At 38.1% G+C, this 25,211-nt stretch carries 26 protein-coding genes and 1 pseudogene; 16 read left to right on the forward strand and 11 right to left on the reverse strand.

Annotation, left to right across the window (positions count from 1 at the left end; genetic code table 11):
• Window positions 1–19: 19 nt before the first annotated feature.
• The gene (locus EPJ89_RS06785) at window positions 20–628 is read left to right on the forward strand and encodes a VanZ family protein (RefSeq protein ID WP_200549318.1); all 609 of its coding nucleotides are present in this window, start codon (window positions 20–22) and stop codon (window positions 626–628) included.
• Between the two features lie 16 nt (window positions 629–644).
• On the opposite strand, the gene EPJ89_RS06790 is transcribed toward EPJ89_RS06785, so the two are convergent.
• The 3 genes from EPJ89_RS06790 to EPJ89_RS06800 all read right to left on the reverse strand — a co-directional run bounded on the left by EPJ89_RS06790 (window position 645) and on the right by EPJ89_RS06800 (window position 2,207).
• Window positions 645–1,061 carry a hypothetical protein gene (locus EPJ89_RS06790; protein WP_200549319.1) on the reverse strand — a complete coding sequence of 139 codons (417 nt, stop codon included), beginning with the start codon at window positions 1,059–1,061 and terminating at the stop codon, window positions 645–647.
• An 86-nt stretch (window positions 1,062–1,147) separates the two neighbouring features.
• Window positions 1,148–1,672 (reverse strand): signal peptidase II, encoded by a 525-nt coding sequence (locus EPJ89_RS06795; RefSeq protein WP_200549320.1) that lies wholly within the window; start codon window positions 1,670–1,672, stop codon window positions 1,148–1,150.
• An 88-nt stretch (window positions 1,673–1,760) separates the two neighbouring features.
• Window positions 1,761–2,207: a hypothetical protein gene (locus tag EPJ89_RS06800; protein ID WP_125164232.1), complete on the reverse strand. Its 447-nt coding sequence runs from the start codon at window positions 2,205–2,207 to the stop codon at window positions 1,761–1,763.
• Window positions 2,208–2,520: 313 nt separating this feature from the next.
• On the opposite strand from EPJ89_RS06800, the gene EPJ89_RS06805 reads away from it, so the two are divergent.
• Window positions 2,521–2,751, forward strand: coding sequence for a hypothetical protein (locus tag EPJ89_RS06805; protein WP_161637272.1), 231 nt, complete (start codon window positions 2,521–2,523; stop codon window positions 2,749–2,751).
• A 70-nt stretch (window positions 2,752–2,821) separates the two neighbouring features.
• A complete protein-coding gene (locus EPJ89_RS06810; protein ID WP_200549322.1) occupies window positions 2,822–3,718 on the forward strand; it encodes a hypothetical protein in 897 nt (298 codons plus the stop codon).
• 79 nt (window positions 3,719–3,797) lie between these two features.
• On the opposite strand, the gene EPJ89_RS06815 is transcribed toward EPJ89_RS06810, so the two are convergent.
• Window positions 3,798–4,004, reverse strand: coding sequence for a hypothetical protein (locus EPJ89_RS06815; protein ID WP_125164235.1), 207 nt, complete (start codon window positions 4,002–4,004; stop codon window positions 3,798–3,800).
• 9 nt (window positions 4,005–4,013) lie between these two features.
• Entirely contained in the window at window positions 4,014–4,424 is a 411-nt protein-coding gene (locus EPJ89_RS06820; RefSeq protein ID WP_200549324.1) for a hypothetical protein, read from the reverse strand.
• Between the two features lie 98 nt (window positions 4,425–4,522).
• Between EPJ89_RS06820 and EPJ89_RS06825 the strand changes: the two genes are divergently transcribed.
• The 4 genes from EPJ89_RS06825 to EPJ89_RS06840 all read left to right on the forward strand — a co-directional run bounded on the left by EPJ89_RS06825 (window position 4,523) and on the right by EPJ89_RS06840 (window position 10,346).
• On the forward strand, window positions 4,523–5,698 hold the full coding sequence (locus EPJ89_RS06825) for a MalY/PatB family protein (RefSeq protein WP_200549326.1): 1,176 nt from the start codon (window positions 4,523–4,525) through the stop codon (window positions 5,696–5,698).
• 50 nt (window positions 5,699–5,748) lie between these two features.
• A complete protein-coding gene (locus EPJ89_RS06830) occupies window positions 5,749–6,921 on the forward strand; it encodes an NAD(P)/FAD-dependent oxidoreductase (RefSeq protein WP_200542788.1) in 1,173 nt (390 codons plus the stop codon).
• A 106-nt stretch (window positions 6,922–7,027) separates the two neighbouring features.
• Window positions 7,028–8,155, forward strand: a complete 1,128-nt coding sequence (locus tag EPJ89_RS06835; RefSeq protein ID WP_200549328.1) for a hypothetical protein — start codon at window positions 7,028–7,030, stop codon at window positions 8,153–8,155.
• A 91-nt stretch (window positions 8,156–8,246) separates the two neighbouring features.
• The gene (locus EPJ89_RS06840) at window positions 8,247–10,346 is read left to right on the forward strand and encodes a hypothetical protein (RefSeq protein ID WP_200549330.1); all 2,100 of its coding nucleotides are present in this window, start codon (window positions 8,247–8,249) and stop codon (window positions 10,344–10,346) included.
• A gap of 327 nt (window positions 10,347–10,673) precedes the next feature.
• Here EPJ89_RS06840 and EPJ89_RS06845 read toward each other — a convergent pair whose 3' ends face one another.
• From EPJ89_RS06845 to EPJ89_RS06860, 4 genes are all read right to left on the reverse strand, one after another.
• Window positions 10,674–11,315 (reverse strand): RpiB/LacA/LacB family sugar-phosphate isomerase, encoded by a 642-nt coding sequence (locus EPJ89_RS06845; RefSeq protein ID WP_125164240.1) that lies wholly within the window; start codon window positions 11,313–11,315, stop codon window positions 10,674–10,676.
• A 73-nt stretch (window positions 11,316–11,388) separates the two neighbouring features.
• Window positions 11,389–12,183 (reverse strand): gluconate 5-dehydrogenase, encoded by a 795-nt coding sequence (locus EPJ89_RS06850; RefSeq protein WP_003775084.1) that lies wholly within the window; start codon window positions 12,181–12,183, stop codon window positions 11,389–11,391.
• Window positions 12,184–12,197: 14 nt separating this feature from the next.
• The gene (locus tag EPJ89_RS06855; RefSeq protein ID WP_161637279.1) at window positions 12,198–13,220 is read right to left on the reverse strand and encodes a sugar kinase; all 1,023 of its coding nucleotides are present in this window, start codon (window positions 13,218–13,220) and stop codon (window positions 12,198–12,200) included.
• 13 nt (window positions 13,221–13,233) lie between these two features.
• Window positions 13,234–14,211 carry a bifunctional 4-hydroxy-2-oxoglutarate aldolase/2-dehydro-3-deoxy-phosphogluconate aldolase gene (locus EPJ89_RS06860; RefSeq protein WP_123171239.1) on the reverse strand — a complete coding sequence of 326 codons (978 nt, stop codon included), beginning with the start codon at window positions 14,209–14,211 and terminating at the stop codon, window positions 13,234–13,236.
• A gap of 272 nt (window positions 14,212–14,483) precedes the next feature.
• Here EPJ89_RS06860 and EPJ89_RS06865 point away from each other — a divergent pair, with 272 nt between their 5' ends.
• The 7 genes from EPJ89_RS06865 to EPJ89_RS06895 all read left to right on the forward strand — a co-directional run bounded on the left by EPJ89_RS06865 (window position 14,484) and on the right by EPJ89_RS06895 (window position 21,546).
• Window positions 14,484–15,680: a glycoside hydrolase family 88 protein gene (locus EPJ89_RS06865; protein WP_161637280.1), complete on the forward strand. Its 1,197-nt coding sequence runs from the start codon at window positions 14,484–14,486 to the stop codon at window positions 15,678–15,680.
• Between the two features lie 15 nt (window positions 15,681–15,695).
• On the forward strand, window positions 15,696–16,184 hold the full coding sequence (locus EPJ89_RS06870) for a PTS sugar transporter subunit IIB (RefSeq protein WP_161637281.1): 489 nt from the start codon (window positions 15,696–15,698) through the stop codon (window positions 16,182–16,184).
• 52 nt (window positions 16,185–16,236) lie between these two features.
• On the forward strand, window positions 16,237–17,034 hold the full coding sequence (locus EPJ89_RS06875) for a PTS mannose/fructose/sorbose/N-acetylgalactosamine transporter subunit IIC (protein ID WP_200542783.1): 798 nt from the start codon (window positions 16,237–16,239) through the stop codon (window positions 17,032–17,034).
• Window positions 17,021–17,836 (forward strand): PTS system mannose/fructose/sorbose family transporter subunit IID, encoded by an 816-nt coding sequence (locus EPJ89_RS06880; RefSeq protein ID WP_161637283.1) that lies wholly within the window; start codon window positions 17,021–17,023, stop codon window positions 17,834–17,836. The genes EPJ89_RS06875 and EPJ89_RS06880 overlap by 14 nt, the downstream gene beginning before the upstream one ends.
• A gap of 64 nt (window positions 17,837–17,900) precedes the next feature.
• Window positions 17,901–19,817 carry a heparinase II/III domain-containing protein gene (locus tag EPJ89_RS06885; protein WP_200549332.1) on the forward strand — a complete coding sequence of 639 codons (1,917 nt, stop codon included), beginning with the start codon at window positions 17,901–17,903 and terminating at the stop codon, window positions 19,815–19,817.
• 95 nt (window positions 19,818–19,912) lie between these two features.
• Window positions 19,913–20,935 carry a LacI family DNA-binding transcriptional regulator gene (locus EPJ89_RS06890; RefSeq protein ID WP_125164245.1) on the forward strand — a complete coding sequence of 341 codons (1,023 nt, stop codon included), beginning with the start codon at window positions 19,913–19,915 and terminating at the stop codon, window positions 20,933–20,935.
• A 98-nt stretch (window positions 20,936–21,033) separates the two neighbouring features.
• On the forward strand, window positions 21,034–21,546 hold the full coding sequence (locus tag EPJ89_RS06895) for an ECF transporter S component (RefSeq protein ID WP_200542780.1): 513 nt from the start codon (window positions 21,034–21,036) through the stop codon (window positions 21,544–21,546).
• Window positions 21,547–21,564: 18 nt separating this feature from the next.
• Here EPJ89_RS06895 and EPJ89_RS06900 read toward each other — a convergent pair whose 3' ends face one another.
• Window positions 21,565–22,326 (reverse strand): putative ABC transporter permease, encoded by a 762-nt coding sequence (locus tag EPJ89_RS06900; RefSeq protein ID WP_161637286.1) that lies wholly within the window; start codon window positions 22,324–22,326, stop codon window positions 21,565–21,567.
• 179 nt (window positions 22,327–22,505) lie between these two features.
• On the opposite strand from EPJ89_RS06900, the gene EPJ89_RS06905 reads away from it, so the two are divergent.
• Both EPJ89_RS06905 and EPJ89_RS06910 read left to right on the forward strand, forming a co-directional pair.
• Window positions 22,506–23,312, forward strand: a complete 807-nt coding sequence (locus EPJ89_RS06905) for an alpha/beta hydrolase (RefSeq protein WP_161637287.1) — start codon at window positions 22,506–22,508, stop codon at window positions 23,310–23,312.
• Between the two features lie 3 nt (window positions 23,313–23,315).
• Window positions 23,316–25,034 carry a DUF885 domain-containing protein gene (locus tag EPJ89_RS06910; protein ID WP_200549334.1) on the forward strand — a complete coding sequence of 573 codons (1,719 nt, stop codon included), beginning with the start codon at window positions 23,316–23,318 and terminating at the stop codon, window positions 25,032–25,034.
• A gap of 61 nt (window positions 25,035–25,095) precedes the next feature.
• On the opposite strand, the pseudogene EPJ89_RS06915 reads toward EPJ89_RS06910, so the two are convergent.
• Window positions 25,096–25,211, reverse strand: a pseudogene (locus EPJ89_RS06915) (IS30 family transposase); the annotation flags it as partial.

Consider the following 25,211-nt stretch of genomic DNA (forward strand, 5'->3'; position numbering starts at 1 on the left):
ACCCGTAAAGGAGTTTTTGGTGATCATATTAATCAGTGCATGGTTGGATGCTTTTCGCAATGGACCCGTCCAACTGAATACCGGCATTTACTTATACATTGCATTGTTTATCATGTGTTATTTTATGTACTTTCGAAAACAAGAGCGTAGTGACTGTATTATAAACAGTCTGTTTTTTATCTATTTTTGTGGTGTTTTTGAAGTCGCACTGCTACCAATTCCGATGAATGATAAACAGATTATTGCGAATCAAGCACTCAAGTTTGGACTGAATTACAATATCCAGCCATTTTTCGTGGATCTTTTTGTTAGTCAGTATTCCAGTTATATGGATTATTTAATTCCAAATATTGTGATGTTGGTGCCGTTTGGTTTTTTAATGAATTATAAACTTAAAAAACCAAGTTTTATTAAAATTGTGCTATTAAGTATGACCTTCTCACTGTGTATTGAGATGACCCAACTTATGATGCAGTTAACGCTGTATACACGTCGTGTCGCGGATATTAACGATCTCTTATCCAATACCTTTGGTGGCATGATTGGCTGGTCCTTGTACATTCTATGCGCTCCTGCAATTGAAAAAATCTTCGCCCTAATACCCGAACGAAGATCTCATAATATTTAGACGCTTTGCGTCTTTTTTATTGCATGTGATGGAGGTCATTAACAATACCGCGAACACTATGAATTAAACCATCAAGTTTCGAAAGAGCATTGTTTATTTTTGTTTGCACCATATAATCCGCAAAAAAACCATCCATAAAATAATCTGCAAAGGTCCAAAAACCATTCAAATCACCAAGGTCATCAAAGGTACCGTGCACATCCCGTAATTCTTTACTGAATCGTTGTAGGAGAAACTGCGCATCATTCATATGTTGTTTTGCTTCATTAATACGGTTATGTTTGATCATTGTCACAAACATTCCTCCCCCAAACATATCAAACAGGCCCCAATCCGATGCTTTCTTTAATTGAGCACGTGATTGTTCCAATTGATACAAGAGTTGTTCTCCAGCTTGAATTGCTTCTTGAATTTCAACATATTGTTTTGTCATAACGCGACCTCCATCATTTATAGATTGAGTATATCGTAAGGGAAGCCGGAATAACGTAAAAGGTGCTTAACAGTCGTATTTACGTCCTAATTGACCCATTTACGTAAAAAAATGATTTCTGATAAGCGTCCTTCGTGGTTTATAAGCATGGCACCAACGAGTGAAAGCAGCCCTAAATCGAGAAATAAGTCTTTTAAATCAAAAGAGAATTGTGTTAATGATTGCGTGGTATATTGAATCCAATCAAAGGAACCACCCCATAAGGTTTGATCGAGAATGGATGCAAGGGTTGCGCTTAAAATAAGGGCAATGCTGATGCGGTAGTGACCATCAAGTCGGCGGTTATCGATACCAACATGGTAAATTAAATACATTACAATCATGAGCAATATGAACACGCGCATCATCAGCATAAAATGAGCTGAAATACTAAGGTTAAATGTATCTTTTAAGAAGTGGTTTATCCAGCTTAAATCGGTGTTTATTTGTGGATGGATTTGCAGTGAATCGCCCCAGAGATAAAGCGTTGATTGATTCAAAGTCGAAGCAACATAATACTTGCTTCCTTGATCAACAAGAAGAAAGCCAAATACCCATAAAACAGTTTTCATAAGAATCCCCCCTATGCATGATAATTATAGGTTGGATGTGTGATATTTAGGTGCAAAAAAAACACTAAAGTGTTGTACTTTAGTGCTTTTAAGCCCCTTTAACTAAATCAAATGCTTTTTGTGTAATGGTATCAACGATCGATCCACGTGTTTCTTCTTTGACGTCTTGTGACGTTAAAGCGTGATTTAAATCGTTAACAACATCAAATGATTTATTACCAATCATGGTTTCCATTAATGATTTTACAACCTTAACACCGGTATCCATACTTAATTGTGATGTAATGGCCTGGATGATTACATCAAAGAATTGATTCCCTTTGTTGCTTTCTGTTTTTGTGAAATGGGAAAGGGCTTGGTTCATAAGATTTTGGACTAAATCTTCTTGACCTGTTTTCTTCAACATTTCAGTAACCATTGCGGAAGGATTGCTTGCAAGACCCATCAATGATTTCACATCGAAGTTATCCATGAGTGCATCGGTTGTTTCATCTTGTGGTAAAAATTGCTTTACCAAATCTTTTAAATTTGCCATATTTTTCTCCTTGTTTTATCTATTATAACGGATAAAAACATGAACAATGAGTGAAACGCTTGAAAAATCATGAAATTATTACCCACCCTTTGTTTACAATCCGAATGTTAAACAAAAAGTTGCTATCATAAAGCTAATATTTGAGGGGATATTTATGAAGAAAATAACAAATGTTTGGTTTTTTCTTGCAGTGCTTTCCGCTATTATTACGTGGATTACAATACCGTAAGGAAGTGTTCTGGGGCTTTATTGTACAATCGTCGTTGTTAACGCTTTTGATGGAAAACAAGAAGTCTTGCGATGGGATTATCAAATGAGTGCAGTTTTAGATTTATTTGCGAATATGAAAAACCAAGTTTTAAAAAATACGTTTGCGAATGTTTACCAAGTGTCCACCATCGCTTTGGAATGGGCAATGATGATCAAACATTCATCCAAACTGTCTTCTGTTTCGCTTCGAGACTTATTACGGTTTTCTACGACACGTACAACGTTTGAAATTATGTATGCGACCACTTGGGATCAAAACCGACGCAATCCATAAAATATGAGATGATTATCAAAGACGGGTGAAATAAAACTTGATATAATGAGAACGATTAAGGAGGGCTTATATGCAAAGATTTAAAATTAAATGGCTGTTGTTTGCAAGTGCAATGGCGTATGCGTATTATTCATTTTTCTATAAGTCACCTACTTCAGGGATTCCCATTGCGGTATTTACAATCTTACTTTCTTGGGTTTTTTTGGAATGCTATTTTGATTTTTTATATCAAAAACGTAAATTAACATTTAAGTTTAATGAACGCATGATTATTGGACTTTCGTCAATTTTAATCTTAGTGGGTATTACGGGAGGGGATTTGATGGGATTATCCCGTTTACACCTCTTAATCTTCTCAAGTCTTTGGCTGGGGTTGCTTTTATTCAGTGCGTTGTATTTATTGCGTCATGCTGCCATTGATCCCCGCACACGGGTTTTAAATCAATTTGTGGAGCAGATGCTTCACATGTCAGAATTTGGACTCCAATGCATGCATACGCTTTATCAGGCCATGGTTTTGACGGATTCCACGTTTCCCATTGACAACCTCATCTTAACAATCTATGCGGATTCCTTAAAATATGATCATCTTGATTTTGAAATCCCATCCCCAAAATTAGAACATTTTATGATTCAAAATGTTGCGCCTAATCACATCGAACAGCTTTTAAACCATCATGTGTTAGAGAATCACTTTGAAGGGATACAAGCTGAGATTCAGCGTACGTTAAGAGATGTTTTAGAAGATGGAACGTTTGAAGTTACAGGAATCTCACCGCTTTATCGCATCGTTGTCTTTGCTTATGCGTTTAATCAAATAATAATACTTGACCGATCCCAGATGGATGTTCATGCTTATCAAATGCGGCGCCTTGATGATGCTCGCAATAAGAAACAGTATCATAGATTAATGCGTCACCGCGATGCCTTTGGTATTTTACAAGCATTCCGCGATACCCACATCTAAACTTACTCACCGCGCGAATCGAAATCAATAAATAAAGCCCTTATTCAAATTCAACTGAATAAGGGCTTTATGTTATGACTTATTTCTGATTATATACGAGAATAATTTCACGGTCATAATGACTTTCCGTCCAACCGATTAAGTGTTGACGGGATGTACGGTTGGCATGGGAGTGACCGAGATACTCAACATCCTCTTGATTAATAAATCGTTCCATTTGTTCTAAAGCATCGAGCGGTGCTTCGTTTTGATGACTATGGTCATGAAAAACTTTCGTCTTAATCATAAAGCCTCCTTAAGATTGAGCATTCACAGTTCTTAAAATATTTTCTGTACAACGAATCATCTCTTTCAGCGCTTCTTTGGCTTCCGTGATGTTGCCTTGAATTAAAAAATCAACGTAAAGATGATCAAAGAAATAATGAGAAATGGTATGAAATGGCGCGGTATCAAGGGTACGAGGGTTGCTTTGATCAAACGCTTCCAGTTCACATTCAAATTGGCGAGCTAAATCTTTTACATGCGCAAGATTTGCTTCTGCAGATTCGATTTTATGATATTTGGTAAATGTCATATAATAATTCCCGCTCAAAAGATCAAGAAGACCCCAATTTGATGCACCATCCATCGTTGCCAGTGCATTTTCAAGTGCCCGTTTTAATTCATTACCCACACGCATTAATTCATCACAATGACGTTGTTGCATGAAAATCACCCCTTGTATCTGTATTATACCATAAGATTTTTGCTGTTATTCACACAAGATTGTGAAGATATTGTTAAAGTAGAAATTAGGAGGATTGTATGGAAAATTTTAAAACAATACGTAATCGTCGCAATGACCGCTCATATAAGTGGATGGAGATGGAACAGAATGCGCCCAACCATGGTGTTGATGCATTTCCTTTTACAGTCGCGGATGTTGATATGTATCATCCCAAAGCCCTCACCGAAGGGTTAAAGGCTTATCTGGATGATATGGTCTTTGGATACACGGCACCAAGCATTTTGTATTATGAGGCCGTCATCAGTTGGTATCAAAGACGCCATCAATGGGAACTCAAACAAGATTGGATCCTTCAAGCACCCGGAGTTGTCGTGGCGATTAATCATGCCCTCAAAGCGTTTACTAAGGAAGGGGATGGGGTGATGATTATGTCACCTGTTTATTATCCTTTTAAACGGAGCATTGAGAATTTAAAACGTAAGGTGGTTGAAACCACGCTTGTCGAAGTGGATGATGTAATCGTCATTGACTTCCAAGATTTTGAAGCGAAAGCAGCAGATGCAAACACAAAAGTATTGTTACTGTGTAGCCCCCATAATCCAGTTGGTCGCGTATGGAGTGAGCATGAACTCAAACAAATTGAAGCAATCTGTGATAAATACGATGTACTCGTTTTCTCAGATGAAATTCATGGTGATTTAATCATGCCCGGGTACAGATTTATACCTTATGCAACCTTAAGCAAAACAGCACGTCAACACAGCATCACCTTTGTATCCGCAAGCAAATCGTTTAATCTTGCAGGGCTCCACAATGCACATGTGATCATTCCGTCACAATCATTGCGAAATCAATATCAGGATTCAGTAACGCAAGATGGAGGATCTTTGAATACAAATGTCCTCGGGCTTGCTGCAACTCAAATTGCCTATACACAATGCGAATCTTGGTTTGATGAATTTGTTTGTTTGATTGCAGCAAATCATCAACTGGTTAAGTCATTTATCGCGCGTGAAAACATACCAATTCGTGTATGTCCACTTGAAGGAACTTATCTTCAATGGCTCGATTTCCGAGATTCAGGATTGACGGAAGCGGAGCTTATCGAAAAGCTTCAGGAACACGATGTGTTTTTGAGCCCGGGCTCAAAATTTGGTGAATCGGGTCAAGGGTTTATGCGTATGAATCTAGCCTGTCCCCAATCAATTTTAAAGGCAGGTCTTAAGCGAATCCAATCTGCAATTCAAGAGTGATGAATTCATCACTCTTTTTATGTATAATAAGATAAAGATTGGAGTTTTATATGAAAAATATTGTTGTTGTTGGAGGCGGCCCATCGGGGATGATGGCTGCAATTTCGGCGAAGAAAAATCATCCTCACGCCCATGTTATTTTATTGGAGCGTAATGAACGTTTGGGTAAAAAATTACGTATGACCGGTGGCGGCCGCTGTAATGTTACGGCGAATGTGAGTAATGAAGAAGTAATCAAACATGTTCCTAAAAACGGTAAATTTCTCTTTTCAAGTTTGACGAATTTTAATCCGCAAGATATTCAGTCTTTTTTTCCTGAAAATGGCTGTCCTTTAAAGATTGAAGATCATCACCGTGTTTTTCCAGAAAGTAACAAATCTCAAGATATAGTGGACGCCTTAAATCGAAAACTTCAAAATTCAGATGTGGAAGTACATCTTCATGCATTTGTAACCGGAATTGATACGGATCGGAATGTTGTTTATACGGAAGCAAAAAAATTCCCTTATGATCATCTGATTCTTGCGACGGGAAGCCGTACTTTACCCGGAACGGGTTCAGATGGTAACGGCTATGCCTTATCAGAATCGATTGGGCACTCAATTACGGACTTAGTGCCTGCTGAGGTTCCTTTAGTTTCCAATGATCTATTTGTTCAAGAGAAGACCTTACAAGGGCTGTCCTTCCATGATGTAACCATTCATGTTTATAAGGGTCAAAAAATTAAGCACAGTATTACGCATGATCTTCTGTTTACGCATTTTGGAATATCAGGACCTGCGGCATTACGGGCAAGTTTTTATGTCATGCGCATTCTCGATAAGGAGAGTCCTGTCAATTTAAGTATCGATTTCTTGCCCAATGTTTCACTTGAACAACTACAGCTTCATGAGGATTGGGAAGCATTTGTACAAGAAAAAGGCATTCCAAAGCGCTTAATCGCGTACTTCAAAACATTCTGTAAGAATGATCATGAGATAATTCAAACACTTAAGAAATTCCCAATGACCGTTTATGCTACACGTGGGTTCGCACATGCATTTGTTACGAATGGTGGCGTCAATCTTAAAGAAATTGATCCAAAGACAATGCGATCAAAAATTAATCCAACCATTTCATTTTGTGGTGAGTTGATGGATTATAATGCATATACTGGAGGATTTAATATTACATCCGCTTTTTCAACAGGCTATACAGCAGGGCTTTTTGCGCTCGAAGATTAGTACACTACGGTGTGCTTTTTCTTTGTTCAATAAAAGTATCGTAAAGGACAGTATATAGGTACAATAACAATTCATTCCATGCTATTATTATAGAAAAGGAGGTCCTATGTCACATCATCAGCAAAATCAAAATGATCATTCTGAAACTCTGAGTACACATGAAAAGACACAAACCTTTTTGCCCAGCGAATCTAATAAGAATCGGACGCGCTGTGTGATTATCTTGTTGATTCTCGGTTTTATTTCTGTTGGCGGTTATTTTCTTTGGGATCATATCTATCGCATTACGAAAATTGATCCATTTGCCAATGTAAGTGTTCGATTTCAAGGGGATGAAGAAGGGGCAAGCGGCTACATTGATATCAATAAAAAATTAATTGAGTCCGATCCACAGCTCAATCGCGTTCACAAAGCGATTAAGTATTCGCTAGAACCAAATGAAAATTTAAAAATTGGCGATCGTGTTGTTTTAAAAGCGCGTGTTCCCGAGTCTACGCAACGTTTTATGGACTCCAATAAACTTGTATTTACGGATACTGAAAAAGTATTTACCGTTCAAGAAATTCACAATGAGGTCGTGTTTGATCCTTTTGATGGTTTTAAATTGCGATTTAGTGGAACCAATGGTGAAGGCATTGCGGAATTGGATACATCAGGGGTTACGCTGGCTGATGATACGATGAAGGAATTGTTTTCGATGTTAGAGTATGCCATTGTCAATCCATCTGAATTATCAATTGGAGATTCTGTAACTGTTACGGTTAAACCTTCTACAGCAGGGAAAACGTTTATGTTAGAACATCAAATTATGTTGGCACAAACAAGTATGGCTTTTGATGTAGATGCGTTAGCGGTCGTACCTAAAAACATTGAGCACATTAATAATCTGGATGTGCTTCGAAGTGATGCGAAAAAACGTGTCGAGGAAACGGTTAATGCGGACGCGCAAGAAGTATATGTTTGTTATGGAATTCTCCCTAAGAACATCGCAAATGCACGTGATCGTGACTCGCAACAATCTTATGTAAATGGGACATTGATGTTTGTGTATCAGTATGAACATAAACATAAAGCATATGCGATTGCTTCAGGTTATACAAACTTGATGCTGGAAGGGGACCAAATTGATGAGTCGATGCTGATGCCGATGCAACCTGTCTCAAATCAACAATCCTTGGAAAATGTTTTGCTTGAGCTTCAAGATAACAACCTTACCTGTTCTCCAACGTCTTAATGCCTTCGGGCATTTTTTTATACGCAAACGGTTTCGATTTAAGATTGATTAATATATTTCAATGCTATACTTGCGTCGAAAGGAGTTAGCAATGAAATTTAAAGCAATATTACTTACAATAATTGGTTCGTTTTTAATCATGCCTGTGGCAGCGGATAATGCAATGGATGCAGCCGCACGTCAGCACTTACGTGACAAATATACGATTCATGAAGATAGTTTTAGACCTGTTATCCAACTGTTTGAAGATGGTTCGCAAGCGTTTGTCTGTGACAAGGTAGAATTGGACTACTATTTCACACTCTTACAAGATGATTTGGATGAAGGGATTGATAATTATCAGAATTATGCCTATCTCATTGATACAGGACGGGAGGATCCTGTAATTCGTACAAATCGTTATGATATGAGAGGTTTAGTCCGAAAACAAGCAATTTCTATGCCTCAATATGATGCGTCGTTACCGAATCGACTCCCGTTTAAAATTCGAAGTCTTAAAAAAGATGAGGGAACGACACAATGGTATGTGGATGTAAATGATGATTATCGAGGTGTTCAAAAAGGTGGTAAAGGGATGGTGGGATATGATTTGTTCCTCAGTCCATTCCATATTGAAAATGATGATCATAATAATTTGCTGTTTAAGGAACTTGTGGATATCGCGGTGACGGTTATTCGTCCAAGAGCAGAGCAAGAACCGGATGTAAAACGGTATACACTCTCTAAGTCAAGACCATCGATGAGCTTTGAAGGAGGTCGCATTGAAGTGACTCTCGAGCAAGGAATGAAACACATTCGCCTTGTGGATGATGGCACCTATGGATACGGTCAATTAAAGTTTGAGGTGGAAGGAAGCAGCGCATCCGTTACCAAAGATCCAAGCAAACCTTTGAACGATTTACCCATGGGAATTCGAGCACGTTTTGATTTTTTTGATCAAAAACGTAAAGGGAAAGAATTTGAGAAGCTGGATGAAGTTCGAATATTGGAAGAACATCAAACACCGATTGGTCAAATGGTTCATCATGTGTATAGCAATGATCGCAAACCGGGATGCAGCTTATCAGACTTAAAGAAAAAACATGATAAACGTGTGGATGCTCTTGTAAACCGAATGGTAGGTCGATTCAATCAACTTGATGAAAGTACCAAGCAAAGTTTGAGTGAGAAATATTCGGTCAAGACGAGTCAAGCGTTAGCTGATTTAATGGAGCACTATGATCTGAATATCTATCCATTTAATCCAAAGCCTAAAACCCTGATATCAATGACTCCAAAAACAACTGAGGATGTTTTGACTCAATCAACGGATTTAAACGATCCTGTGGGTCAATCCATCGGGGAACCAGATCAATCGAAAACATTACATGTTGAATCATCTACAAGACTTCAAAATGTAGCGCCTGCTCCTCAAGCGGGGGCAAGTGCAGTGGCTAAGCATACGATGCAAGCGCCACGTTATCCCATTAAGTTAACGGAGTCACTACCACCAGTCAATTCGATCATTGAACATCAGGATCACCTTGAAATAAAACCTGTTGAATTGTCCACAGAACTTCAACATGAAAGATTACGTCATCGAGTAGGGCCAAGACATTCTGTAACAGATACGGTGAAAACGACACGTTCACCCCTTAGTTTAGTAGAGCCAGAAAAAGGACAGTCAAGTAATCTTAAAGCAACCATCGCATCTGCAATGGTTGTATTGAAAGATGGGAAAGCAGGGAAGATTGAGCCTTCATCGCATTCGGATATGCATCACTTGGTAACTGAGATGTTAAAGCAAGAACAAAATTTCGAAACGACTCAATTGCCATTGGCACAACAAGGCGGTAACGTTTATACACAAACTCAAAATCAATTGGTGTCATTGGAACTTAAGCGTCCACTTGTTCGAAATGCGAATGCGAATCAATCCATTGCATCTCAACCGCATCAAAACATACCAACAGCCACATTCAATATTTCGGGAGGCAAGATGGGTGTTCAAAATCCAATGGAAACCGTTAAATCAGAAACTCATGCGAATCCACAACAGATGTTACCATCGCAATCTAACGCTTCAAAACAACAAGATCCTCTTTACAGTAAACCGAAGCACTTACCCGCTACGGGTGTGACAGAGCAATCTTCTTGGTTTCTAGGCTCCTTACTGTGCGTCCTAGGTATCTTGTTACGATCAAAACGATAAAAAAAAGACCCAGGAAGCAGGGTCTTTTTCATATTATTATATTATTTGTGCTATCGACTAAGACGGGATATAGGCGATAGCATTGCGCTTACTGATAGCAGTGTAATTAAGGAAGAGCGACGTAAACGTCTATCTGCTATCATAACTTAACCTTAACTATATCGGAGAATTAAGATTGAGTTGACCCTCTACGATTGGAAGCCGGTAGAAGGGCACTGAATTGTGATAAAGGAGAAATTACAAGTTGTAAGACACAGATTCAGTGTAATATTTGGAGAAATGTTTATACGAATGATTTGTGGAGCCTTCGTATAAATAATTATTTTACTAAGCAGCTAATACTGATTTAAGGTATTCAGCAATTTCTGCATCTTGACAGCTTTCAAAGAATAATTCTTTGAATTCAGGATAGTCAATTGTTTCTTTTAAGAAGTCTTGATCGATTTCTTTAAGGATTTTAATTAATGGTTGGTGTGTAACTTCTTTAACACCATCTAAGATTTTTTTGTTGCGTTGTTCAGGGATAACGCGATCTTTAGGATATCCACCACCAAATGATTCTGAGAATAATTTTTCGAATGTGTAGTTAAGGTTTAATTCTCCACCCCAACCGAATCCTTGTGCAAATGGCATTGCAATACAGTTACCATCGTTTACTTGACCGAATAGGTAAGCGTCTAATGGGTTTGTAACGTGTCCACAAAGTACATTTGGGAATGAGTTACATGCTAACATAGCACCTTGACCTGTTCCACATCCTGTAACAACAAAGTCAACTGCTTTTGTTGTTAATAAGATTGAAGCAAGAAGACCGTTTTTAACATATGTTAATTGGTGTTCTTGTTCACCGTTGTACATACCGTAGTTTACAACTGTGTGTCCAGCTTTTTCAGCCTCTTGTGTTAATGATGCTAAGATAATTCCGTTTTTAGCAGCTTGTGAGTTTTCGTTAATTAATGCGATTTTCATATTTAATCCTCTTTCTAATAATCCACGTGATGTGTCCACCACGTGGCGTTCGATACATCGTTTTGGTTTTAAACTATGCTGGTTGTTTACCAATGTAAGCTAAGATACCACCATCAACATAAAGGATGTGTCCGTTTACGAAGTCTGATGCTTCTGAAGCTAAGAATACAGCAGGTCCCATTAAATCTTCTGGTTTACCCCAACGTGCAGCTGGTGTTTTTGAAATAATGAAGCTGTTGAATGGATGTCCATCAACGCGTAATGGAGCTGTTTGAGGTGTCTCAATATAACCAGGTCCAATTCCATTACATTGAATATTGTGTTCACCGTATTCTGATGCAATATTCTTAGTAAGCATTTTTAAACCACCCTTAGCAGCAGCATAAGCACTTACTGTTTCACGTCCAAGCTCACTCATCATTGAACAGATGTTAATGATTTTACCGTGTCCTTTTTCGATCATTGAAGGAAGAACAGCTTTTGACATGATGAATGGTCCATTAAGGTCGATGTCAATAACTTGACGCCAATCTTCTACAGACATTTCGATCATTGGTACACGTTTGATGATTCCAGCGTTATTTACAAGAATATCGATTGTTCCAACTTCTGTTTCAATTTGTTTGATCATTGCTGTAACTTGTTCTTCATTTGTTACGTCACATACATAACCATGAGCTTTAATGCCTTCTGCTTCGTATGCTGCAAGTCCTTTGTTTACAAGGTCTTGATTAATATCGTTAAATACGATTGTTGCGCCTGCTTCAGCATATCCTTGAGCTAAAGCAAAACCAATTCCGTATGATGCTCCTGTTACAAGAGCGATTTTTCCGTCTAAACGGAAGTTTTCCATTTTAAAGTTACTCATATTCAATTCCTTTCCTATCGTTGTACACGACCTGAACCGTCACCTTTAGCAAGTGTTTCCACTTCCTGAACAGTAACACGGTTGTAATCACCCTCTACAGAGTGTTTTAGACAGCTCGCTGCTGTAGCAAACTCAATTGCATCTTGAGGTGCATAATCATTGAGCATGGAGTAAATTAATCCAGCACCAAATGAATCGCCACCACCAACGCGGTCTACAATACGAACGTTATATTTCTTTGAGAAATAAGCTTGATCGCCTGTATAAAGCATTGTTGACCAATTGTTATCACTTGCTGAGATGCTTTCACGTAATGTGATTGCAACTGCTTTAAAGTTAAAGCGCTCGTGAAGTTGTTTTGCAACATCAATATAACCATCATGGTTGATTTCACCTGTTGTGATATCTGTGTTTGAAGCTGAAATTCCAAATACATCGTGTGAATCTTCTTCGTTAGCGATGACAACATCAACATACTCCATTAATTCACCCATTGTTTTATTTGCTTGTTCATTACTCCATAACTTCTTACGGAAGTTAAGATCACAACTTACAGTTAAACCGTGTTTTTTAGCTGCTTTTGCAGCTTGTAGTGTAATCTCGGCTACGTTTTCACCTAAAGCAGGTGTGATTCCTGTTGTATGGAACCAGTCGTATCCTTCAAAAATTGCATCCCAATCAAAATCTTCTGGTGTTGCTTCAGCGATTGCGGAATGTGCACGGTCATAAACAACTTGACTTGCACGTTGTGAAGCACCTTTTTCCAAGAAGTAGATACCAACACGATCGCCACCGCGTGTAATCTTGCTTGTATCGACACCGTAACGACGTAAATCGTTAACAGCGTTTTGTCCAATTGCATGTGTTGGTAATTTTGTTACAAATGCTGCGTCCACTCCAAAGTTTGAAAGTGAAACGGCAACGTTTGCTTCGCCACCACCGTAAGTCGCTTGATATCGATCAGCTTGCGAGAAACGGAGGTAACCTTCTGGAGCAAGACGAAGCATAATTTCTCCAAATGTAATTACTTTTTTCATTTAAATACCCTCTCTACATCTTTACGTCAGGATTAATCAAATGAATGGCAAATCCTGCGATTTCTTTATCTAAGTATGCAAAGTTGATTTTGTTTGTTTTCTTATTGCGAGTAATTGTATCTTCTACAACATGGATGCCTTTTTTCTCTAATTGATAAAGAGCACGTTCTGGGTAAGGTGTGTAAATTCCAAAGTGTCCGTGTTCACCACGTCCAACTGAGTTAAGGAATTCAAAACCGCGACCTGCGAAATGACTCTTAGGTTTTCCATAATACTTAAATCCAAACAAATTACATAATACTTCAGCATTTTCTTTGGCTTCTTCACTAGTGTTGTTATTGAAACCAATATGAATTAATTCATATGATAACAATGCATCCACTGCCTCACGGCTTAGGCGTTCAACAGTATCCCAATCTTTAGCTGCAATCGCATCAGCAGGCAACATGAAGCTACCACCAATAGCATTAATGCAAGGTAAAGCTAAGTAATCATGCATGTTCTTAGCATTAATTCCGCCTGTTGGCATAAATGTAATGTCAGCATACGGTGCACTGAGGTCTTTGATCTTCTTAGCACCACCACTTGATTCTGCAGGGAAGAACTTAACGTTTGTCAATCCATAAGAGATTGCTGTTTCAAGTTCTGATGCTGTAGAAATTCCAGGTAATACAAGAACATCATTTTCAACACACCATTTCACAACGTCATGATTAAATCCAGGTGTTACAATGAACTGTGCCCCAGCCTTGATTGCAGTTTCGGCTTGGGAAACTGATGAGACGGTACCCGCTCCAATTAACATATCTGGTAATTCTTTAGCGATGATTTCGATTCCGGGTAACGCAAATTCACTTCGGAATGTGATTTCCATACAATCGATGCCACCGTTATAAAGTGCTTGTGCCATTGGCAACGCATCTTCGATTTCAGTTATTTTAACTACGGGAACGATACCGATTTTTTCAACTCTATTTAAAACTTCACTCATATAGTAGTCTCCCTTTTATTTTGACCAATGTCCAGTCGGTCTCTAGCAAACCAGCTAAGACAATAATAGGTGAGTAAACCGGTTTTGTCAACTGGTTTACCAAAAAAATAATGTTTCGCCTATATATAAGGACTAAATTGTGAAAAAAATGATAATTTCACATGAAAGCGGTTAGATTTATTAAAAAAAACCGTTGACATGACAAAATTCAAGGGCTATAATGCGTATGTCCAGTAAACCAGTTTATAAACGTTTTTCAAGGAGGTACTTACATGGAAAAGCATATTAAGCAAGTGACCATTGAGCCAATCCGCGATATTGATATTTTCAAGAATGCAACACTGCTTACAAAAGAAGAAGTGAAGCAAGCAATTGAAGATACCATTAAAAAGATTGATCTCAATATGGAGCACATTGGTGAGCGCTTCCCATGGTCAGCAACAAAAGATCTGAAATATCCGATCATCGATAATATCGAATGGACAGACGGATTTTGGACCGGTCTATTGTGGTTGGCGTATGAATACACAGGTGATGAGAAGTATCGTGAGCTCGCAGATAAAAATGTTGATTCTTTCCACCATCGTGTTGTAAATGATATTGAAATTGATCACCATGATCTTGGATTCCTATATTCATTATCATGTGTGGCAAGTTACAAACTAACAGGTTCTGAAAAAGCAAAAGAAGCTGCTATTTTAGCGGCTGATAAGCTCCTTACCCGTTGGCAAGAAAAGGGAGAATTTATACAAGCCTGGGGCGAGTATAATAATCCTGAGCATTACCGTTTCATTATTGATTGCTTATTGAACATCCCACTATTATATTGGGCAACAGAAGTTACGGGTGATGACAAATATGCGGATATCGCAGAGCGTCATTTCTACACAAGCTGTCAATACGTAATTCGTGATGATGCAAGTGCATTCCACACATTCTACATGGATCCTGAAACAGGTGGTCCAGTACGTGGAGCAACACGTCAAGGTTATAATGATGAATCATCCTGGGCACGAGGCCAAGCTTGGGGTGTATATGGTATTCCATTAAACTATCGTTATACACATGAAGACGAAGTGTTCCCACTGCATGAAGGAATGACAAATTATTTCTTAAACCGTTTACCAAAAGATTTCGTATGTTATTGGGATCTCATCTTTACAGATGGTGATGACCAATCACGTGATTCAAGTGCTGCAGCGATTGCAGTATGTGGTATGCTAGAAATGATCAAATATATGAAAAATGATGAACTTAAAACTGTGTATGAGGGAGCATCACACACAATCTTAAGATCGTTGATCGACAACTATACAAAAACAACACATGAACCAGGAAATCCAGTGCTTTATCACGGTGTCTATTCATGGCACAGTGGAAAAGGTGTGGATGAAGGAAACATCTGGGGCGACTACTATTATCTAGAAGCTCTAATGCGTCTTTATAAAGACTGGGAATTGTATTGGTAAGAAAGAGGTAAAATTATGAGTACTCCAAATATTGTAATGACACGTATCGATGAACGTCTCGTTCACGGTCAAGGTCAGCTTTGGATTAAATCACTTGGCGTTAACACCGTTATCGTGGCAAATGATGAAGCTGCACAAGATGTCATGGCTCAGACACTCATGAAAACTGTAATTCCAAAATCAGTTGCAATGCGTTTCTTCCCCGTTGACAAAGTTATCGAAGTTATTCATAAAGCGTCTCCACAACAATCCATTTTCTTGATTGTGAAAGATACAAAAGATGCTTTACGTTTAGTTGAAGGTGGTGTTCCAATTTCAGAGATCAATATTGGAAACATTCACAATTGTGAAGGCAAAGAAAAAGTTACACGTTCAATCTTCTTAGGTGAAGATGATAAAGACTGCCTAAGAAAAATGGTAGCAAAAGATATTGCTTTCAACACTCAAACAACACCTAATGGTGGAGACGGTGCAGCACCAGTTGACATCCGTAAATATATTTAAGCATTAAGGCAATAACTATTTATTTCTAAAAGGAAAAGAGAGGAATTTAATAATGAATATTACATTATTTCAAGCGATACTAATCGGTCTATGGACTGCATTCTGTTACGCAGGTATGTTATGGGGTATCTACTCAAACCGTGCTTTATTCTTAGCATTTGGTGTTGGGTTAATCTTAAACGGAAGTCACCCAGGTGCACTTCAAACAGCTTTACAAGTTGGTGCTATTTCTGAATTAGCATTTATGGGATTCGGTGTTGGAGCCGGAGGAACTGTTCCACCTAACCCAATCGGTCCTGGTATCATCGGTACATTGATGGCGATTACAAACTCTTCAATTACACCTGAAAGTGCATTAGCATTGTCAATTCCATTTGCTGTTGCAATTCAATTCTTACAAACATTTGTTTACACAATCCGCGCTGGTGCTCCTGAGAGTGCTGCAAAAGCATTAGAAAACAAAGATTTCAAGAAATTCCGTATGACTACAAACTTTACAGTATTACTATTTGCTATCGTAGGTTTCCTATTAGGATTCTTAGGTGCTTACAGTATGGAACTTCTAACACAACTTGTTGGATTAATTCCAGAATGGTTATTAAAAGGCTTAAACGTTGCTGGTGGTATGTTACCTGCAATTGGATTCGCAATGATCTTATCTGTAATGGTTAAGAAAGAATTAATTCCTTTCGTAATCTTAGGTTACGTATGTGCAGCTTACTTCCAATTACCAGTTATCGGTATTGCTCTAGTAGGTGCTATCTTTGCAGTAAAACAATACAATGATTCACAAAACACAGTAAATGTATCAGGAACAGAAGTGGAGGCAGGTAACGATGACTGGATCTAATAAATTAACAAAAAAAGATTATTTTAAAACAACAGCACGTTCATACTTTTTACAAAACGGATTTAACTACAGTAACTACCAAGGTCTTGGTTATGCTTTAGTTCTTTATCCAGCATTAAGAAAAGTACATACAAACGATGATGATTTCGCAGCAGCACTTGGTGCAAACTGTGAATTCTATAACACAAACCCTCAATTACTTCCTTTCATTACTTCATTACACTTAGTAATGGCTGATGAAGGACGTCCTGAGTCAGAAATTCGTCCAATCAAGATGGCTTTAATGGGTCCTCTTGCTGGTATCGGTGATTCCTTATCACAATTTGCGATTGCACCACTTTTCTCAACAATCTTTGCATCACTTGCAATGGATGGTGTTTCAATTGCTCCGCTTCTATTCTTAATCACTATTAACGCTGTATTATTCGGTATTCGTTACGGAATGGGTGTTTATGGTTATAAAGTTGGTACAAGCATTATTGATAAATTAAGTGAAAAGATGGAACAAATCTCAACAGCAGCAAACATTGTTGGTGTTACAGTTATTTCAGGTCTTGCAGCTACATTTGTTAAGATGAAAGTTGATATTTCATTCGCAGCTGGAGAAATCCAAGAAGGTGTTAAACAATCAACCGTTAACATCCAAGGTCTTTTAGACAAAGTTGCTCCTGCATTGTTACCAATGCTTTATACAGGTTTAATGTACTACCTAATTAAGAAAAAAGGTTGGAATACATACAAACTTGTTATTCTTACAGTAATACTTGGTGTTGCCTTAAGCTTCTTCGGAATCTTAGCTTAGTATTTAACTTTAGAGAGCTACTTCGATAAGTAGTTCTCTTTTTTATTCATAAGGAGAACATAAGATGGTAAAGAATTCTTTATATCAAACAATTGAACACAAATCGAACGTCCTTGATCTCAAACGCTTAAAATCAATGTATAATTTTAAGGAAAAAGAAGTGGTCGCTTATGCAGATCAACTGATGATGAATATCTTTACATTCACTCGTGATTGGGATATGGAACCATGTGATACACCTTACACCTTAAATCCATTTGGATGGACAACCACACCAAATGGCGATGATGAGTGGATATTTATGTTGAATCGAATGGATTATCTTCCGTCATTAGTAATGGCGACCGTTTTAACGGACGATTTAAAGTATATAAACCATGCCAAAGATCGAGTGTTGCATTGGATTGATGAACATACACCACTCACTTCAGGACCCTCTACACGTACTCTGGATACTGCGATGCGGATGAATAATTGGTTGGATTTATGCCCTTATTTAAAGGCGTATCATCTTTTAGATGAGGATGTCTTTGCACGCATTCAAACCAGTCTTGAAACACAAGCAAACTATCTTAAAGAACACTATCTAACCAAGTACACATTGAGTAATTGGGGTAGTATTCAAACCTGTGTTTTGGCCAAGTATTTGGGGTGGCTTAAACACGATGCCGATACAGACTTTAAAACATGGGTTCATGAAGAAATACAGACCCAATTTGAGATTCAAGTATATCCAGATGGTATGCATTGGGAACAGTCAACGATGTATCACGTCGAAGTTCTAAATTATGGACTCAAGGCGTTACCGTATGTGAAAGACCAAGAAGGATTTAAGCAAACACTTGATCAAATGGCATACGCGCTTTATTATCAAGCAACCCCACAGGGCGATATTGTGGCATTTGGGGATAGTGATCGAACGGTTTTAGGTGGCATTTTGGGGTATTGCGCTGTAGCGTTACAAAATCCAATGTATAAATCAAAAGCTCATGATGTGCTTGATTTTGAGGTTTGTTATGCGTACGGCGTAATGATGCAGGATGCTTTTGAGGCATTGGAAACGGAAGTTCCAGTTTCCTTAAACTACGATGGCGTGGATAGTGGTATCTTTACCACGCGAAGTGATTGGGGTTCGGATGCGCATTTCACTATGTTTACGAATGGGTCTTTAGGAAGTGGACACGGGCATGCAGATAATCTCCATGTTTCAACATATTTCCAAGGAAAACCTGTATTAGTTGATCCAGGGCGTTTAACTTATCGTGAAGATGACCCACGTCGCATGCACCTTAAAGGCATGGAAAGTCATAATACCGTTATTCTCGATGGAAAGCCTTCCGCAATTCCTGATACCTCATGGACGTATGCTTCTTTTTATAAACCACTTAAAAATTATGTGCGTCATGAGGGAAATTGCCATTACTATGAAGGCGTTGTGGTTTCGGATGCTTCCGTGCACCAACGCAAATTGATTGTTATTGATGATGGTATTTGGATGATTGTCGATGAAGTTAAAGCTGAAGGAAACCATGTTGCTACAACGAAGTATCACTTAGATGAATCATTACTGTATCAAAATGGTATAATAAAGTTTGAAGATGAATCGAAATTAAATGTATTGAGTACAAGTCCGATCACCGTGGCTTCAGATGTAATTTCATATACATACAATAAGGCATCAACACATTCTGTTTTAGTCCAAGAACAGGATTTTGTGGATGCATGTGTAAACGTGACACTCTTTGTAGATCCAAAGTGGACGGTAACACGTCTACCCATTCTTCAAAATGGCGAGACGCCCATCGCTGATGAACGAGGTTGCGCGTATGCTTTTGAAAATGATGATGAAGTGATTGAGGTTTGTGTGCTTCACGAAGAGATTTGGCAAGGGAAAAAAATTATGTACTGTAATGGAAAACCATTCCACGCGAAATGTGTTGTACGCTCAAATCGCTTCGGACAAAAGGTAATGCGCGCTTAAATCAAAGCGCTAACAACTTGTTAATCGGTTTACTTAGTAATATAATAAGTACGTTATGATGTAAAAAAAGAATAAGTTGATGAAAGGAATTAAACATGACTCAGGAAAAGAAGTTAACGATTAAAGAAATCGCTTCGTTGGCGGGTACATCGAAAACCACCATCTCATTTTTCTTGAACGGAAAATTTGATAAAATGAGTGCGGAAACACGCGAACGCATTGAGAAAGTCATTGAGGAAACAAATTACAGTCCCAGTGTGGTCGCGCGCTCATTAAATGCAAAAAGCATGAAACTCATCGGTGTAATTATCGGTGATATCACCAATGCATTTGCAAATCAAATTGTTAAAGGAATTGATGAAGCAGCAAAAGAGGGGAAATATCAACTTATCGTAGGGAATACCAACTACGATATCGAAAACGAAGAGAATTATGTCAATCGAATGCTTGCGATGGGTGTTGATGGGTTTATTGTTCAACCAACAACAAGTTTTCATAAATTGATTAAGAAAATTCGTTCTCAAAATAAGGAGATTGTTTTTATTGATTCACAGACGAATGTTCAAAACAACCCTTGGGTAAAAACGAATAATTATGAAGCTGTTTTAGAAACGACCGAGGAAATGATGAAACTTGGGTATGAAGAGTTTATTCTTCTAACCGCAGATCCAAGTATTCTCTCAACCCGTCAAGAACGTTCACAAGGCTTTATTGATGCACTTGCATTAAATGGCAAACAATGTAATATGCAAATTGTGTCAGACAATGTCACACCCGCAGAAATTACAGAAATTATCAGCAATAATATTATGTTAAACCGTAAAACATTGATCTTTGCAGCCAACTGTTGGCTCTTACCCATTGTTTATATGGGATTGAAAGAATTACGGAATTTGATTCCTACCACAATCGGTTTACTTGGATTTGATAATACAGAGTGGACTAATGTTGCATCACCATCTGTCACGACCATTGTCCAACCTGCATACGATGAGGGCTATCAAGCAGCACGGATTTTGATTGATCGGATCGAAGGTGACTATATGGAAGCACCAAATCAAATTCTTAAATGTAATATTAACTGGCAAGAATCAACATGCCAAGGAGATCTTCTTTAGAGGTCTCTTTTTTTTACCTTAATTTATATTAAATGAGTTTAATAGCTAAGATTGAAAAGCGTGAGAATGCTATAATAGGAAATAAAGAGGAGGATGTTATGGAAAAATCAAACACTTTAAAATGGATGGTGCTTACCGCAATGATGACTGCACTGATTACTGTGGTCACGATGATGATAAAAATCCCTTCCGCAACCGGAGGTTATCTCAATCTCGGTGATTTTGTAATTATGATTTCAATGGCTGTAGTGCCGTTTCCCTATGCGCTCTTTGCTGCGGGAGTTGGAAGTGCTTTTGCAGATATTTTCGCAGGTTATGCCCTTTATGCGCCTTTTACCTTGGTCATTAAAGCAGGTGAAGTTGTGATTTTGTATGGCTTGAGACATCACCTAGAATCCTCAAGACGTTGGATTCCCTTCTGTTTGGCAGGGCTATGGATGATGGTGATGTATGGCTTTGTGGCTGTATGGATTGCGCAAAGTTGGGGTGCGATGCTTATTGCCTTCAAAGGTGATGTGTTCCAAGGACTTCTTGCGGCGGTCTTAGCGACACTTTACTATCCAAGAATGGTTAAGCTTGTTTCAACCTTAAATCCTAAAAAAACACCTTGATCGTAAGGTGTTTTTTTTCTAATCTTTTTTAATTTTATTCCGTTTGGAACGAGCTGCAGCCTTCACATCCTCAAAGAATTCACTGAATTGCTCAGATTTCATGGTTGGAAATGAGCGAATCAGACGACGTTCAGTAAATTTGTATTCAGCTTTAAGTTCAGCAATACGTTCTTTGATTTCCTCGATACGCAGGGTGCTTTTTTCATTTAAACTATGAATAAGTTCTGACATTTCGGTATGCAAGACTTCCAATGATTTAAGACGTTTCTTAAGATTCAATACGGATGCAACCGATACAACGAAATCAATCGCAATTACGATGCCTAAGACCGTTGACGCGACACGAATGGTTGTTGGGTTCAATCGATCAACGATTTGCACGACACCCGGGTGAATCCACTCTACAAGAACGACACAAAGAATACCAAATAACGTGCTGTTTAAAAGACAAACACGTCCCTTAATATTGTATTTATAATGGGAGTAATCCCACCAACGCATCCCAAATGCTTTTTCCATAATATAACTGGTTACATATTCCAAAGCACTGGTTAATAGAAATCCTAAAACAAATACTAAAATTGGGCTCTCTAAAAAAGGTTTAAGGATACTGAGAACAAACAACGCTCCAAATCCGTAAATAGGTACAATCGGACCGTTTAAAAATCCACGTTCCACAAATTTACCCTCTGGAATGGAACAATAAAGTGTTTCCATAATCCAACCTATAACACCATAAATTACCCAATATAAAAAGAATATTGGAATCATTTCATTCATACAATTACCTCATATTTCTAAACGATATTGAAAGTATACCATATTTTCAATTGGGGTTCGTTGAATCGCGTCTTTTATCCACAAATATTTCGAAAATCGCATAATTTGTTCTCTTTTTCCTATACTTTTGTCCTAAATTCCAATATGATTAAAGTAAGACGTGGGATTAGAGGTGACCTATGCAATTATTTATTAAAGCCTATGATGACACTGAATTGAATGTTTTAGTCAATGAAATCAGAAATCCAAAAGGGATTGTGATTATCAGTCATGGCTTTTTAGAACAAGTTGTTTATTATAATTCCGTTGCATACGGACTCAATCAACGGGGCTATACAGTAATTCGTTATGATATGCGCAGTCATGGGAGTACAAAGGCTCCTTTAGGAGATTTGAAGGACTATCGTGATTTGCTTTTAGATTTGGATACTCTTGTGTCGTATTCGCAAACAATTGCTTCTGATTGTCCAATCTATACTATGGGATTTAGTTTAGGGGGTCTTGTGACTGCCCTTTATGGCTTGGAATATGGACATCGTATTGATGGACAGATTTTACTGGCTCCAGGTCTTTGTGTCCAAGATCATTGGGAATCACTCAATCAATCTTCTATTTCAGTTTTAGCGTTGTTTACCGCCTTAATTAAAGATGATTTATGGCAGTTAAGCATGATTGAACAAGCATTGTCTAGAGCGCCATTTAAGCGTGTCACACAAGCGTTTGTTTTAGAGACACTTGTTCATGCACCGATGGTAATTCAGGCCAGGATGAGCATGTATGCGTGCCCCTGTCTTATTTTTCATGGTGATTGTGATTCAATTGTTCCCTTGGAATCGTCGCAAGCTTTTTATGAAACGATAGAAAGCAAAGCAAAAGCATTGAAAGTCCTTAAAGGTGTAGGTCATAATATATTTCAAAGTCAAAAAAAGGAAATGGTGATGGATGCAACGAATGCATGGCTCGAAAATTTGAATAGGGTGGGATAGTCTATGAAAAAAACACTAACAATACTAATCATACTGATCAATTTGTTTGGCTGCCAATTTGTATCATCACCCAGTGATGATGGCACAAACAAAGATTTTGAGAGTGCATTAGATACTGCTTTAGTGTCAATGATCGGTTCAACAGATCCATCAAGCAATTATCTTTTGGAACATCCAGAAGATTATGATGTGGACGTCGAACACTATGCGTTTCGACTTGGAAGTGAAGAAGATTTTGAAATGTCAAAAGACTTAATTAAAGATATTGAAAAGAATATTCGTAAATTTAAAGATCGAACGTTATCGGATCAACAAATCATCGATAAACGCGTGCTGCTCTATGAGCTTGAGCGAATGGCTTCAGGTTATCAACCCTTCCAATTCCAAGTGGATCCAGAATTGGATTCAATTCCTCAATACCTGGAAGGATTTACCTTCAGAACGAAAAGTGATATCGTTGGATATTTTTCTTTGATTGATTCCATTCCGTCGTATTTTGATGAGTCCATCGCTTTTTATAATAAAACAGAAATGATGACCCAGTATGAACATGAAACGTTAACGGAATTTGCGACTATTATGAAAGAGCAGTCCTTATCGGATGACTTTTTCCTAATTAAAGGGTTTGATAAAAAAGTAGAATCCGCACCATTCCTTAATCAATCAGAAAAAACAGTGTACATCGAGCAAAACCGAGAAATGATTCGCGATGTTTTCTATAATGCTTTTGTTACGTTAGAGAATGAACTTAAAACAATAAAGACGCGTCCCAATCGAGGGCTCGCTCATCTTGAGAATGGAAAAACATACTATGAGACATTAATTCCTTCCTTAAGTGGTCGAAACCAAACCATTCCCGAATTTCAAATGTGGATTAGTAATCGTCGTATTGAAGTTTATCAACGTTTAAAAGATGTGGAAAGCAGCAATAAACTCTTGGAGTACCAAGAATTTGAAGCCAATCAAACGTCACCTAAGTATCAAGATGTATATGCTTTAATTGATGATCTTTATCTTAAGAGTAAAAATGATTTTCCTGAAATACCCGCAATTCCCTATAAAGTACATCAAATCGATCCTTCTTTAGAAGCAATCTCAAATCCCGCGTTCTACTACGTGCCGCCCATTGATAGTGAACTTGAGCATACGCAACGAATCTACATTAATAGCGCGTTTGATCCGGCAAACTTTACAACCTTTGCCCATGAAGCCATTCCAGGCCACATGTATCAAACTCAATATATGCGAAGCATTCAAGGGATGCATCCAATTCGGCTGTACATCCGCAATAATGCAATGACAGAAGGATGGGCTCAGTATGTTGAACAGCTCTCAATCCGTTATCTTGGGGGTCCAGAAGGGTATGAGGATTACATTCGCGACTTATATGAGTCGATGTACTTAATCTTATTGGAAGTTGATATTGGCATCCATTATAATGATTGGAGTCGTGAAGAAATGGGAGCATTCTTTGATTCCGTCTATGTAAATAACAGTGAATCCGAACGTGATGAAATCTATCGTCAAATCATCCTAGAGCCCGGTAATATATGGAGTTATTACTACGGTGCGATGTCAATCCAAAGCATGAAAGAACGTGCGCAAAGAGAATTGGGAGATGCCTTTGATGAGAAAGCATTCCATAAAATTATTTTGGATTTAGGCAGTGCAAGCTTTGATACTATGGAGACAATTTTTAATGAGTATCTCCACGCGCAATAGAAAAAACACCAATACTTGGAACTAGGTCAGTTCCGTTCCAAGTATTGGTGTTTTTCTTTTATCAAATCTCAACCGCACCACTTTTACTTTTATTAAAGTCTATCTCATAGGCCGTTTTGAAGTCAAATATTTTTCGCGGCATTGAGTTAATTTTGAAGCAAATATCATCAAGATATT

The organism is Erysipelothrix sp. strain 2 (EsS2-6-Brazil) (genome assembly GCF_016617625.1).
GTDB classification, from domain to species: Bacteria; Bacillota_I; Bacilli_A; order Erysipelotrichales; family Erysipelotrichaceae; genus Erysipelothrix; species Erysipelothrix piscisicarius.